Genomic DNA, 12,378 nt, shown 5'->3' with positions numbered 1-12,378 from the left:
CCGTCAGCTGTGGCCGTAATCCTCGGCCGGCTCACCGGACTCCACCGAGCCGTGCCCGCGGCTGACCGCCACCGACTCGACCTCACTGTCGTCGTACACCGTGGGGAGCTCGTCGACCGGCGGCTCGGCCGGCGTGCTGAGCAGCGCCTCGGAGTGGGCGCCACACCCGTGGTCGGCGCTGACCGCCCGGCCGTCGTCGGGCGCGTACAGGTTGCCGCAGACGCCGAACATCGACCGCATCGCACCGGCCAGCGGCAGGTAGAAGCCGCAGGCGCCGCAGCGGGCGTTGCGCGGGGCGGCGGCGGAGATCGGGGCCTCCGGGCCGGCGTCGCCGTCATACCACCGCTGGGCCGTCTCCATCCGGCCCTCCATCGACATCACGCGGGACCGGCCCAGGCCGAGCTCCCACGAGACGGCCTCGACGGCGGCGTCGTCACTGAGCACATAGCCCGGGGCGAGCCGGTCGTCGTCGGGCGCGGTCGGCATCAGGTCGCCGACGCCGAGGTCACCGGGCTGAACCCGCTCGTTCCACGGCACCCAGCCGGGGGCGAGCAGCGCGTCCGGCCCGGGCAGCAGGACCGTCTCGCAGACGGTCACGTGCCGGCTGCGCGGCACCCGGGTCACCGTGACGGCCCACCGCCAGCCCTTGTAGCCGTCGAGGTGACTTTCAAAGAAGTGAGTAACCACACGGTCGCCCTCGGCGACGGCTTCGAGATGGTCACCGATGTCGTCGGGGTCCACTTCGGTGATGGCACCCCTGGCCACCCCGACAGCATCGGCACAGACCTGGTCGAGTCGGGCGGCGCGGGAAGTGGTCCTGGAGGTCACCCGCCCATTGTTGCCTACCAACCCCGGTAGCCCGCAACGACTCCCCAGATAGCCGGACAACGGGACCCGGGCGGATCGCCGGACACCGGAACAGGACGCGGGTCGCCCACATCAGTCAGGATGGTTCCCATGCCGCTGCTTCCCTCGCTCGGACGCACCGTCGGCTCCGGCGTCAAAGCCGCCCGGCTGCTGGTGCGCGGCTCGGTGCGCGGAAGCGCCTGGGCCACCCGCCGGGTCGGTTCGGCGCGGGCCCGCGGCGCCGCCGGCGAGATCGGCATGATCCGCCTCTTCGACCTGCACGCGGTCTCCTGTGCCGGTGACGCCCTCATCGCGATCGGCCTGGCCGGGACCATCTTCAGCGTTCCGCTGGGCGAGGCCCGCAGCAAGGTCGCGCTCTACCTGTTGATCACGATGGTGCCGTTCGCGCTGCTGGCGCCGGTGGTCGGCCCGCTGCTCGACCATTTCCGGCACGGCCGGCGCTACGCGCTCGCCACCACCTTCCTGGGCCGGGCCTTCCTGGCCTACGTGATGGCGGATCACCTGACCGGCTGGGCGCTCTATCCGGCGGCGTTCGGGGTGCTGGCCTTCTCCCGGGCGTACGGTGTGGCCCGCTCCGCCGCCGTCCCCCGCCTGCTGCCGGACGGCATCGGGCTGTCCCAGGCCGGCGCCCGGGCCAGCGTCTACGGCACGTTCGCCGGCGCGCTGGTGGCGCCGATCGGCCTGCTCGCCTTCAAATTCGGGCCACAGTGGCCGCTACGCGTCGCCGCGATCATCTTCGTGGTCGGCATGGTCGTCGCGCTCCGCCTGCCGCCACGCGCCGATTCGGACCCCCCGGAGGCCCTGCCCAAGGCCTGGCGGGCGGTCCTGCGCATCCGCGGCACCGAGAAGCCCCTCTCCGGCCGCCTGATCGTCGCCACCCTGATCGGCAGCAGCAGCCTGCGCCTGCTCTACGGCTTCCTGCTGCTCTTCCTCACCTTCGCGATCATGGGCAACCAGCTCGACACCGTGGTGTTCGGCCTGGAGGTCGGCCGGGGCGCCGCCGCCGGCCTGGTCGGCGGGGCGCTCGCGCTGGGCACCTTCGTCTCCACCGCCGCCGGCACCAGCTTGCGGATCCGCCGGCCCCTCGCGCTGCAGTCCAGTGGCCTGGTCGTGGTCGCCGGCGTGACGGTGCTCACGACGATCTTCTACAACCTGGCGATGGTGACGCTGCTCGCGCTGATCACCGCCGTCTTCAGCGGCATCGCCAAGCTCGCCGTCGACGCCAGCATCCAGGAACGCGTCCCGGAGCAGCAGCGCGCCACCGCCTTCGCCCACTCCGAGACCGCGCTGATGCTCGCCTGGGTCGCCGGTGGCGGCCTGGGCCTCATCCCGTTCCCAGGGCGTCTCGGCATCGCGTTCGCGGCGGTGCTGGCGGTCCTGGCCGCCCTTCGCGCCGCCTGGTCCGCCGCCCGCCTGCACAACGAGCGCCTCTCCGGCCGCCCCGACGCGGTTCCCTCGCCACCCCCGGATCAGAACCAGGCTGCGGAGTACGGGGAAAGCACCCGTCCCGCCCCCTCCAGCCCGCCTCGTGAAGACCCGGCCCGGGACGGCGACACCCAGGTGATGGACCCCGCCCCCGCCCCTGCGGCCAAGGGCCGGCGCTGGCGGCGAGGTCGCGGGGAGAAGACCGCACCACCGGTCGCCGCCGCCACCCCTGCCGTGCCCGGCGCCCGCAACGGTGACCGGCAGGCGGAGACGCGGGCCGGTGGGCCGTCCACGCGGTCGTTCACTGCCGCACGCCCCGACGACGACTGGCTCACCGACGACGAGCCGACCACCCGGCGGCTCGGCGGCGACTCCGGTGCCACGGGTTCGTTCAAGCCGGCTCCGGCGCCGCCGGGATACCACGTCTACCGGCCCTCCTCCGCCGACACCGACGGTGAGCCGACGAACAGTGAGGACTCGTGAGCCCGTACCCCCTCCTGGTCGTGACCGCTGTCGCCGCCGAAGCCGAAGCCGTCCGTGACCTCCTCGACCCGGACCGGATCGTGGTCGAGGCCGTCGGTGTCGGCCCGGCCGCCGCCGCCGCGGGAACCGCACGCCTGCTCGCCACCCGCTCCTACCGCGCCGTGATCAGCGCGGGGATCGCCGGCGGTTTCCCCGGCCGGGTCGCCGTCGGCGGCCTGGTCGTCGCCACCCGCAGCATCGCCGCCGATCTGGGCGCCGAATCCCCGGGCGGCTTCCTGCCGATCGACGAGCTCGGCTTCGGCACGAGCGCTCTGGACACCGACCCGGACCTGGTCAAGGCCCTGCGCACCGCCCTTCCCGAGGCGATCTGCGGCGATGTGCTCACCCTGGCCACCGTCACCGGCACCGGCGAGACCGCCGACCGGCTCGCCGCCCGTTTCCCGCTGGCGGTCGCCGAGGCCATGGAGGGGCACGGGGTGGCGGTCGCCGCCGAGGGGGCCGGCGTCCCGTTCGCCGAGCTGCGCGCCATCTCCAACCCGATCGGCCCTCGCGACCGCGGGTCCTGGCGTATCCCGGATGCTTTCGCCGCGCTCCGGGCCGCTTCTCCCGTTCTCGATACCTTTCCCTGAATCGCGCCGCGAAAAGTCGCGGTCGCGCAAACGGTTCCCCTATACCTGTCCACCGGCCACGCAGGCAAATGAAGCCGCGTCACTGACCTGCATAGGAACCGGCAACGCCGTCTAGCCTGTCGCGGTGGCAAGCACTTCTCAATCCGGTTCCAGTCCGCTCAAGGCGACGTTGGGTTGCCTTTCCGCGGTGGCGCTGGCGTCCGGAGCTATTTACGCGTTGGGCCCGTGGGACACCGGCGCGCCGGAACCGATCGGTTCGGTTCGGCCGGTCGGCGTCACGGCGGAACTGCCGGGGCGTACCGTCTCGATTCTCGGGGCGGGCGACATTCTGGTGCACCCGGAGATGTGGCATCAGGCGAGCCGGGACGGCGGCGGCCCGATGGACTTCGCGCCGATGATCGCGCCGGCGAAGGACGCGATCGCCGGCGCTGATCTGTCGCTGTGCCATCTGGAGACGGCGGTGGCCCCGGCGGGCGGGCCGTACATCGGGTTCCCCAAGTTCAGCGTGCCGCGGGAGATCGTGCCGGCGATCCGCGAGGTGGGGTACGACGGCTGCTCGACCGCGTCGAACCACAGCATCGACCAGGGGTACGACGGCATCAAGCGGACTCTCGACGCGCTGGACGCGGCACGGCTGGGGCACACCGGCTCGTACCGGTCGGCGGCCGAGGCGAAGGTGCCGAAGATCTACCCGGTGAAGGGCGTGAAGGTCGGTCACCTGAGTTACACCAAGAGTTTCAACGGCCTGACGGCTCCGGCCGGTATGCCGTGGGTGGCGAACCTGATCGACGTCAAGAAGATCCGCAAGGACGCGGCGGCGGCGCGGGACGCGGGCGCGGAGATCGTCGTGGTCAGCATGCACTGGGGCACTGAGTACGAGCACGAGCCCGACGTGGACCAGCAGAACTGGGCACGGGAGATCGCGAAGATCGACGACGTGGACATCATCTTCGGTCATCACGCGCACGTCGTGCAGCCGGTGGAACGAATCGGTGACACCTGGGTCATCTACGGCATGGGCAATCAGATCGCCCGTCACGCGGAGCCGGTCAACTCCAATCGGGACGGAGCGATGATTAAGGTCACGTTCAGCCCCGCAAAAGCGACGAATCGCTGGAAGGTGGCTGCTCTCGAGGCCATTCCGACGTTTGTTGATCTGAATCCAGATGTCCGTCTTGTCGATCTCGAACGGGAATTAGCGGATCCGAATCTGGCACCGGGCCGTCGCCGCATCTATGAGGCCGCGGTGGAACGCATTGAGGGGAACCTGCTGTCCCGCGGCGCGAACACCGCCGGGCTGGTGATTCGTGGCACAGGAAAGTCCCGATGAGGGGTCACGCGTTTCTGCCATGGAAGGAAAGGTTGCTAGTCTCGCGGCGACTTCGGGGGCTAGACCTGTAACACGTGCATGGGCTGCCGTAACAATGAATGGAAGGCAGTCGTGGCAGTGCCGGAAATGTCGAAGCAGTTCTTTTCCGCTCGTGCTGCCGAGCTCGCCGGTGAGCAGGAGCAGCTGCTCGCCTGGCGGCGCCGGGCGCTCGGTCAGCAGTTGCCGGCGGCGGCGTTCCCGGCCGGCACCGGCGCCCCTTCCCTGATCTTCCTCTGGACCACGCTGTTCGTGGTGGTAGTCGCCGTTCTCGGCCTCGCCGTCAACGCCCGGTCCGCCGTGCTGCCCGCGATCGCGGACTCCCAGCGCGACGTGGTGTCCAAGCTGGCGGGCAACATCGAGGCCGAGATCCGGGCGAAGTCGGGCGAGCTGGGCCGGATCGCCGAGGGCGGCGGCGGCACACCGCCCGCGGACCTGGCGGCCCGGGCGGTCGGTGACGGTTCCGCGGTCACCGGTGCCGCTGTCGTCGACACCACGACCCGGCAGCCGGTCGCGGCCAAGGGCTCCGCGGTGCCGCTGAACCTGCTGCCCACCCCGCTTCCGGCCGGCACGGCCACGGCGATCACGACGGCGGACGGCCCGATGCTGGTCTTCAGCGCCGTCGTCGACGCGACCCGGTCGCTGCTGGCCCTGCAGCCGATCACGATGCGCAACCTGCGGCTCAACCCGGACGCGCGCCACGGCATCCACCTGCTCACCGCCGACGGCAAGAGCACCCTGATGCAGGGCGCCCACGCGATCGACCCGGCCCACCAGGCGAAGGTCTTCGCGGGCCTGGCCGGCGCCACCACCCGGCAGAGCCGCGAGGTGGTCGTCACCGAGTGGCCGGATCAGCGCCTCGTCGTCACCTCGGCGCCGATCGACGGCACCGGCCTCGCCGTGGCCGCCCTGCTGATCGCGCCGGTCAGCGGCGGCACCTCGCTGGTCAAGGGCCTCCTGCTCGGGCTCAGCCTGCTGGTCGTGACGCTGCTCAGCTTCGCCGTCATGCGCGGGGCGCTGACCCGGCCGGTCCGGCAGCTGCTGGAACAGGCGACCGACGACGCCAGCGGCGCGCCGCCCCGGGACCGCCGCCCGTTGCGGATCCGCGAGGCGCACCGGATCGCCCGGGCGCTGGCCACCACGGTCGGTGCGCGGATGCCCGACGAGAAGGGGTGGCGGCCGACCGTCACCCAGGGTCTGGCACTGGCGGTCGTGATCGCGTTGCTGTGGCCGGTGGCGGCGGTGGCGATGGTGGCCCGCGAGTCGCATCCGGCGATCCCGGTGCAGCTGGTCCGCGACGAGGAGACCCGGGCGGAGACGGCGGGGTACGCGCTCGGCAACCTCCTGAACCAGGGACTGTCCACGGTGACCCGGACGTCGCAGGCGGTCGATCCGGGGAACAGCGCGGCGACCGGTCGTACCCTCGAGAAGGAATTGGCCGGCGACAGCCGGCTGCGAGCCCTCTACCTGGTGGACGCCGCCGGCAAGGTGCTCAGCGCCGCCGGCCGTGACCCGCTGCGCCCGGCCGGGCCGCTGCCCGGCGAGATCGGCATCCAGCTCGACTCCACCGTGGACCGGCTGCCGGTGGTGTTCGCCTACAACGAGCGGTCCGACGGGAACGCCGTCGTCGGCGAGTTCGACCCGGACCGGATGCTCACCCTGATCCGCCGGGTCGACGGCCGGGTCCGGGTGGTCGACGCCGGCCTGCGGACGATCCTCGACTCCGAGGGCTATGTGGGCTTCCAGCAACTGACCGGCGATCTGGCCCGCCAGGTGGCGGTCGAGGCGCTGCCCGGCCTGACCGCCGGCCGGGGCGCCGACGCCGACGGGAAGCCCGCCCTGGCGGCCGGTTTCGGGTTGACCGAGCCGACGACGGTCGCGCATCTGGAGTGGGCGGTGGTGGTCGAGCAGAACGTGGCCGGCCTGCGCCTGTCCAAGACGATCGAACGCCGGTGGACGCTCCTGGTCGCGGCCGCTGTCGTGGGCATCGTGCTGCTCACCCACGTCTGGCAGTTCTACATCTTCGTCCAGCCGTTGCGGCGGCTGGCGATGTTCGCCGACCGGATGAGCGGCGGTGACCTGGACCAGCCGGTGCCGCCGCAGCGTCACGACGACATCGGCGCGGTCGCCATCTGTCTGGAGATCTGCCGTCAGGTACGGCACACCGGCTCGGCCCGTTTCGGTGGCGCGCTGCGCTTGCGAGGCGCCGGGCCGGACCGGACCACCGTCATGCCGTACCGGGATGCCCCGGCACGCGGCCAGCACACCCGGGCAGCGAAGGGCTGACATGCTCTACCTCTACACCGTCTTCAGCCTGTGCTGTCTCGCGCTGCTCGTGGCCGGCGTGATCGAGCAGCGCAACCACTACGCCAACCTGCGGAAGCTGCCGCACCGGGTGCTGGTCAACGGCATCCGGGGCAAGAGCTCGATCACCCGGCTCTGCGCGGGGGCGCTGCGGGGCGGTGACAAGGTGGTGGTGGCGAAGACCACCGGCACGGCCGCGCGGTTCATCTTCCCGGACGCCAGCGAGGAGCCGGTGCACCGCAAGTTCGGCATCGCCAACGTGGTGGAGCAGATCGGCATCGTGCGGCGGGCCGCCGTCTACCACCCGGACGCCCTGGTGATCGAGTGCATGGCGGTGATGCCGGCGCTTCAGGAGATCAACCAGAGCAAGCTGATCCAGTCGAACATCGGCGTGCTCTGCAACGTGCGTGAGGACCACCTGGCCGAGATGGGCCCGACCCTCGACGACGTGGCCCGGTCGCTGAGCCGGTCGATGCCCGAGGGCGGCATCTGCATCACCGCCGAGCAGGACCGGCTCGCGATCCTGCAGGAGGAGGCCGACAAGCGGAACTGCCGGCTGGTCAAGGTGGATCCGGAGTCGGTGACCGATCAGGAGATGGCCGGTTTCGGCTGGATCACCTTCAAGGAGAACGTGGCGATCGCCCTCGCCGTGGCCGCCCAGCTGGGTGTCGACCGGCGCAGCGCGCTGCAGGGCATGTGGTCGGCGCCGCCGGACCCGGGCGTGCTGTCCGTGGCCCGGGTGCTCTACCGGGACAAGCGGGTCCGGTTCGCGAACATCTTCGCCGCCAACGACCCCGAGTCGACCTTCATGAACATCGAGCAGCTCGAGAAGCAGCGCCTGATCCAGCGGCCGCTGACGATGGTGATCAACTGCCGGCCGGACCGGGTGGAGCGCAACGGCCAGATGGGCACGCTCTCCGGGCGGATCCAGCCGCAGCGGATCGTGCTGATCGGTGAGATGACCCGCAGCGCCCGGGTCAACGTCCCGGCGGAGCTGCAGGGCCGGGTGCTCGACCTGGGCGGCAAGATGCCGCCCGAGCAGCTGCTCGCCGAGCTGATGGGCGCGACCGACAACGACGCGTCCATCGTGGCCGTCGGCAACATCCACGGGCAGGGCGAGGTGCTGCTGCACGAACTGGCCGCGCTGCCGAGCTGGGAACCGCAGAGCAGCGCCCGATCCGACTCGATGCTGCGCGTCTCGACGACGCCGGGATTCGACGAGCTCGACCGTACCGTCTTCCTGGAAAGGACTCACCGGTGACATTCGGGGGAGAACTCAGCGCCCAGCTTGCCACCGCCTGCCTCGGCATCGGTCTGGTCTTCGCGCTGCTCTGCTATCTGACCACCAACCTCTCGCCGGGCGGAATGATCACGCCGGGCTGGCTGGCTCTCGCGCTGATCGAGGACCCGATCCAGGCGGGCGTGATCGTGGTGATGACCGTGGTCACCTTCCTCCTCACGAAGCTCATGCAGAAGACCGTGATCCTCTACGGCAAGCGGCTGTTCGCCGCCATCGTGCTGCTCAGCGTCTTCCTGCAGATGACCCTGTTCGTGCTGGTCCAGCGGGACCTGCCGCTGCTGTTCGCGCACCAGACGCTGGGCTTCGTGGCGCCCGGCCTGATCACCTACCAGCTCGTCCGGCAGCCGCCGAAGGCGACGGTGCTGGCGACCCTGGTGGTCACCGCGATCACCTACGGCGTCGCCTTCAGCGGCGTCGTGGCCGGTCTCGTGCCGGTGACCTGAGCAAGCCGACGAGGGAAGCGCCATGAACTACCAGACCTACTCGCGGGGCCGGGCGGCGCTCGTCACCGCTGTCATCGGGGCCATGCTCTCCGCCGCCGGCCTCTTCGCGTTCGTGACCGTCCGGTCGACGATGACCGAGACGATCGAGATCAGTCTCGGATCGCCGGCCGCGATGGCCGTGCCGGCCGACGCCTCCGGCATCCGTTACCAGCGGCTGGCCGCACCGGCCCGGACCCGCATGATCGGCCCGGACGGCACGGTCCTCGCGACCATGACCGACGGTTCCCGCACCGTGCACCTGGTCGGGCCGGGCCGGACCATCGCCGAGCCGCGCTACACCAAGGCCAAGATCCACACCAGTCTCTGGGTACGCCTCGCGCCACGCGAGTGGAGTCAGGGCGCCGAGAGGCAGCAGTGGTTCACCAATTGGTACGCGAAGGCCCGCACCGACAGGTCCCCCGACGTGCTGGGTCTCGCCATCGAATACACGTACGTCGCCGCCCCGAAGAAGGATGCGACGGGCCGGCAGTACTCCGGTGACGCCGCGTTCGGCCCGCTCTCCGACATCGACCCGGACGGCCGCGCCGAGAACTCCGACTTCTACGACTACCTGGGCGTCTCGTGGACCTTCTCCGACAAGAAGGAGAAGCCGACCGCGAGCCACATCCGCAGTCTCGACTGTTCCGGCTTCCTCCGGATGGTCTACGGCTACCGCCTGGGCTATCCGCTGCGCGGCACCAACAGCCCGGGTCCGGGCCTGCCGCGCCGTGCCATCGCCATGGCCGCCTTCGGCCCGGGCACCCTGCTGATGCCCAACACCGGCGCCCGGGCCCGCGAGCTCGACCGGTTGCTCCCCGGTGACCTGCTGTTCTTCAACGCCGGTCCGCTCAAGGGCAAGCACATCGAGCACTCCGGGATGTACCTCGGCGTCGACGACCGCGGCCACCACCGCTTCATCTCCAGCCGCAGCGGCGCCAACGGGCCGACCATGGGGGACTTCGGCGGCGAGTCCATCCTCGACGGCACCGGTTACTGGGCGCAGCGGTGGCGCACCGCCCGGCGGCTCTGACCGCGGGATCCGGCCGGGTCAGCTCCCGTTGATCTGGCCGGCCAGCGCGGCGACCGTCTCCTCCCAGGAAGCCTCGTCCTTCCGGATCGCGTAGTTCATCTCGAGGTGGACGAAGACGTCGCTGTTCTTCACCGCGGCCCGGCCCTGCTCGTTGGTCCGGCCCTCCAGCGAGCCGCACCCGCGTGACCACGCCCGACAGGTACGGATCCCGGCCTGGTCCAGCCCGTCGGCGATGTCCCGGGCCAACCGGCTGATCGGCGCCGAGCCGGTGGACACCACGGCGTCGGACTTCGGCAGGTTCTTGTCGGCGAAACCGTGCAACTGGACCTGGTCCAGCCCGTTGCGGGCCAGTTCCACCGCCAGCACGTGGAACATCGAACGATCGTTGTGCGCCACGTCCGCCGACGCCCCGGCCGCCTGCCGGTGCGCGCCGGCCATCAGCAGCACCCCGCCGTCGACCCGGCGGTAGAGGTCCAGGCCGAGCCGCTCGGTGTTGATGTCGAAGCCCGGATGCGGCACCTCCAGGACGATCCGCGGCTTCTCCGCCGGGTTGCGCAGCACGGCGCCCCACGTCCGGTCGTCCGTGCCGGAGGCCAGGTACAGCTCGAACGGCGCCCCGGTCCCCGGTTCCGTGCCCCGGTGCACGCCGAACCCGATCTCCGCGAAGAGCCGGTCCCGTTCCGCGTCGGAGACCTCGTCGACCAGCGACCGGGCTGCGAGCCGGCCGGCCGTGCGCTCCGCGGCGACCGGGTCCCGGTACGGGTTCTCCGGCGACAACCCCTCGGCCAGCTCACCGAGCAGCGCCGCGGGGTCGGCGGACGGCGCCGGTGTCGCGGTCCCGCCCGCTGTCGTGTCGCCGCAGCCCGCCGCCAGCAGTGCCGCCGCCGCGGTCAGCAGCATGCGTCGAGTCGGCTGGGATCGCGGCGTCGGGCTGTACACCCATGCAGGTTAGTCGAGGCCACCCCGGCCTTGATCATCGACGAGGGCGGCGGGCGCGCGCGAAAGCCGTAACACGGAAGTCGTTGCCGTTGACGATCTCGACCGGCATGCTGCGCTGAACGAATGTGTGACCGGCACCACCATCGCCTACCGCGGAGCGAGGGCATTCGATGAAGGACGTCATGTCGGCCGGCGCACGGGCCCGGTTGATCGGCGCGGGCTATGCCGCGCAGGGCCTCGGGTACGCCGCCGTGGTCACCGCCCTCCCCACGTTCAAGGACCGGCAGGGCATCGACGACACCTTCGTCTCGGCGCTGCTGCTGCTGGTCGTGGTGGCCGCGGCGGGCGGGTCGGTGCTGGCCGACCGGGTCGCGGCCCGATGGGGCAGCCGGTACGCGCTGGCCTCGGGCCTGTTCCTGGTCGGGGCGGGTCTCGCCGGCACGACGTTCTGGTCGCCGAACGCGGTCTTCGCCGCGATCCTGCTGGCGTACGGGCTGGGCCTCGGAGCGGTCGACGCCTCGCTGAGCATGCAGGGGGTGCTGGTGCAGGCCCGGCTGGGGCGCAGTGTGATGAGCCGGTTGTTCGCCGCGTACACCGCCGCCGCGATCGCCGCCGCCCTGCTGATGTCGGGTTCGCTGGAGTCGGGTGCGGGCGCCGCGCTGGCGGTCGGGACGGCGGCCGGGTTCGCGGTCCTGGTCGGCGCGGTCGGCTGGCGGCTGTTCGAACCCGGGCGGACGCTGCGGTCCAGTGTGGCCCATGCCGAGGGCAGCGGGAGCGTACGACCGGTCGTACTGGTCTGCGGGATGTTGATCTTCACAGCGTTCCTGGTGGACTCGGCGGTCAGCACGTGGAGTTCGGTCTACCTGCAGGACTCGCTGGCCGCGGCGGCCTCCGTCGCCCCGCTGGGGTACGCCGCCTATCAGGGCGCCGTCCTGGTCAGCCGGCTCGTCGCCGACCACGTGGTGCCACGGACCGGCCGGACGCTGCTCGCCGTCGGCTCGCTGGCCGTCTGCGGCGTAGGCTGCGGACTGGTCGTCACCCTGCCCGCGGTGGGTGCGGCGGTGGCCGGCTTCGCGATCGCCGGGGTCGGGGTCGGGGTGCTGGTGCCGCTGGCGTTCAGCGCCGCCGGCGAGGCCGCGGTGGGCAGCAGCGACGAGGTGATCGCCAAGGTGAACCTGTTCAACTACGGCGGGGCGCTGCTCGGCGCGGTCCTGCTCGGCGCGCTCTCCGAACCGATCGGCCTGCGCTGGGCTTTCCTGATCCCGGTGCTCGCGGTGGTCGCCACGCTGCCGCTGGCCCGCCGCCTCCGCAACCTCACGGTGATCACCCCCATCCCCAAACCCACCTGATCGCTTGCGGTCCGCCGGGCTTCTCCCACACCATGCTCCGGTACGGGCCACACGACGTCCCGTGCCTCGCGGCGGCCACGGCAGGCGCCCCCTCCCGGTCACCCCGCGGGTGCGGCTCATGCATGCCCGTCCCGGTCACCCCCGGCTGGTTCTCATGGCTGTCTCGGCAGTGCCGAGACAGCCATGAGAACCAGCCGAACAAAA

10 protein-coding genes are annotated in these 12,378 nt (G+C 71.4%); 8 read left to right on the top strand and 2 right to left on the bottom strand.

Annotation, left to right across the window (positions count from 1 at the left end):
* Positions 1 to 3 precede the first annotated feature (3 nt).
* On the bottom strand, positions 4 to 849 hold the full coding sequence (locus ACZ3II_RS35870; RefSeq protein ID WP_465523788.1) for a DUF3027 domain-containing protein: 846 nt from the start codon (positions 847 to 849) through the stop codon (positions 4 to 6).
* 108 nt (positions 850 to 957) lie between these two features.
* Here ACZ3II_RS35870 and ACZ3II_RS35865 point away from each other — a divergent pair, with 108 nt between their 5' ends.
* The 7 genes from ACZ3II_RS35865 to ACZ3II_RS35835 all read left to right on the top strand — a co-directional run bounded on the left by ACZ3II_RS35865 (position 958) and on the right by ACZ3II_RS35835 (position 9,886).
* Entirely contained in the window at positions 958 to 2,775 is a 1,818-nt protein-coding gene (locus tag ACZ3II_RS35865) for an MFS transporter (protein WP_465523786.1), read from the top strand.
* Positions 2,772 to 3,404 carry a futalosine hydrolase gene (locus ACZ3II_RS35860; RefSeq protein WP_465523784.1) on the top strand — a complete coding sequence of 211 codons (633 nt, stop codon included), beginning with the start codon at positions 2,772 to 2,774 and terminating at the stop codon, positions 3,402 to 3,404. Before ACZ3II_RS35865 ends, ACZ3II_RS35860 begins: the two co-directional genes overlap by 4 nt.
* Positions 3,405 to 3,528: 124 nt before the next feature.
* Positions 3,529 to 4,734 carry a CapA family protein gene (locus ACZ3II_RS35855; protein ID WP_465523782.1) on the top strand — a complete coding sequence of 402 codons (1,206 nt, stop codon included), beginning with the start codon at positions 3,529 to 3,531 and terminating at the stop codon, positions 4,732 to 4,734.
* Between the two features lie 111 nt (positions 4,735 to 4,845).
* Positions 4,846 to 7,056, top strand: coding sequence for a HAMP domain-containing protein (locus tag ACZ3II_RS35850; protein WP_465523780.1), 2,211 nt, complete (start codon positions 4,846 to 4,848; stop codon positions 7,054 to 7,056).
* Position 7,057: 1 nt separating this feature from the next.
* A complete protein-coding gene (gene pgsB, locus ACZ3II_RS35845) occupies positions 7,058 to 8,335 on the top strand; it encodes a poly-gamma-glutamate synthase PgsB (RefSeq protein ID WP_465523778.1) in 1,278 nt (425 codons plus the stop codon).
* A complete protein-coding gene (locus ACZ3II_RS35840) occupies positions 8,332 to 8,817 on the top strand; it encodes a poly-gamma-glutamate biosynthesis protein PgsC/CapC (RefSeq protein ID WP_465523776.1) in 486 nt (161 codons plus the stop codon). The genes pgsB and ACZ3II_RS35840 overlap by 4 nt, the downstream gene beginning before the upstream one ends.
* Before the next feature lie 22 nt (positions 8,818 to 8,839).
* Positions 8,840 to 9,886: an NlpC/P60 family protein gene (locus ACZ3II_RS35835; RefSeq protein WP_465523774.1), complete on the top strand. Its 1,047-nt coding sequence runs from the start codon at positions 8,840 to 8,842 to the stop codon at positions 9,884 to 9,886.
* Positions 9,887 to 9,904: 18 nt separating this feature from the next.
* Here the strand turns inward: ACZ3II_RS35835 and ACZ3II_RS35830 are convergent, their stop codons facing one another.
* Complete coding sequence (locus ACZ3II_RS35830) at positions 9,905 to 10,786, bottom strand: hypothetical protein (protein ID WP_465523772.1); 882 nt, start codon at positions 10,784 to 10,786, stop codon at positions 9,905 to 9,907.
* Between the two features lie 209 nt (positions 10,787 to 10,995).
* Here ACZ3II_RS35830 and ACZ3II_RS35825 point away from each other — a divergent pair, with 209 nt between their 5' ends.
* A complete protein-coding gene (locus tag ACZ3II_RS35825; RefSeq protein WP_465523770.1) occupies positions 10,996 to 12,174 on the top strand; it encodes an MFS transporter in 1,179 nt (392 codons plus the stop codon).
* Positions 12,175 to 12,378 lie beyond the last annotated feature (204 nt).

The organism is Actinoplanes sp. NPDC019969, from assembly GCF_055562375.1.
This window is presented reverse-complemented; position numbering and strand designations above follow the sequence as displayed.

Bases quoted from the DNA above. Each gene is read 5' to 3' on its own strand.
- ACZ3II_RS35825 (WP_465523770.1), top strand. From the start codon at position 10,996: ATGAAGGACGTCATGTCGGCCGGCGCACGGGCCCGGTTGATCGGCGCG.
- ACZ3II_RS35835 (WP_465523774.1), top strand. From the start codon at position 8,840: ATGAACTACCAGACCTACTCGCGGGGCCGGGCGGCGCTCGTCACCGCT.
- pgsB (WP_465523778.1), top strand. From the start codon at position 7,058: ATGCTCTACCTCTACACCGTCTTCAGCCTGTGCTGTCTCGCGCTGCTC.
- ACZ3II_RS35865 (WP_465523786.1), top strand. From the start codon at position 958: ATGCCGCTGCTTCCCTCGCTCGGACGCACCGTCGGCTCCGGCGTCAAA.
- ACZ3II_RS35830 (WP_465523772.1), bottom strand. From the start codon at position 10,786: ATGCTGCTGACCGCGGCGGCGGCACTGCTGGCGGCGGGCTGCGGCGAC.